Source organism: Bradyrhizobium sp. 62 (assembly GCF_023073035.1).
In the GTDB taxonomy this organism is placed as follows: domain Bacteria; phylum Pseudomonadota; class Alphaproteobacteria; order Rhizobiales; family Xanthobacteraceae; genus Bradyrhizobium.
On sequence record NZ_JADPIT010000002.1, the window covers coordinates 392,408 to 393,153 of the forward strand.

1 protein-coding gene is annotated in these 746 nt (G+C 59.2%); it reads right to left on the reverse strand.

The annotated features are described in order from the left end of the window. Positions 1 to 366: 366 nt before the first annotated feature. On the reverse strand, positions 367 to 746 hold a 380-nt coding region (locus tag IVB47_RS02075; RefSeq protein ID WP_253075186.1), incomplete at its 5' end, for a flagellin.

Sequence of the window (746 nt, forward strand, 5' to 3'; positions counted from 1 at the left end):
AGACAGCAGGTTCTGACGAACCGACGCAGAGAGAACAATACCGGACATGACTCTTACCCTTCTGGTTTACGCGTCTTCGTTCGATCGCTTCGGATCGAGTGACGGGGACAGCGTGCCCCGACATGGCTAACAAAGGGTGAAACGACGCGCGTCCGCATTAAGCGCGGGTTCACCATAAGCGCGCGGAAGGCGTGGTCGCCGCCGGCAATCAAGCTGAAATCATTGGCATTTATCCGCGCTTACTCTCCATTAACCATAACCGCTGGTTACTTTTCAGAGCGTCGCACGGCTGCCCGAATGACGAACAAAAAAAGCGGCGGGGCCAAAGCCCCGCCGCCAGATCCTGCTTGCGATGTCGTCCGCTTGTTAGCGGAGCAGCTGCAGCACGCTCTGCTGCGACTGGTTGGCCAGCGACAGCGCGGAGACCGCGATGGACTGGCGGGTCGACAGCGCCTGGCTGTTCGCGGCTTCGACGTTGGTGTCGGCCAGCGTCAGGTTCGAAGAACCGGTCTGCAGCACGTTGATCAGGTTCTTGTTGAAGTCCTGACGCACCTGCACGATCGTGAGGTTTGAACCAAGGCTCGACGCTTCCGAACGCAGCGTGCTCGACGCCGAGTTCAGATTGGTCAGCACCTTGTTGGTCGCAGCGTTGTCGATGAAGTCGACACCGCTGGTCAGCGAGGCGAGGCCAAGACCCTTGGAGTTATAGGTCACGCCGGTGATGCTGAGGTTCGACTTGCCGGTCT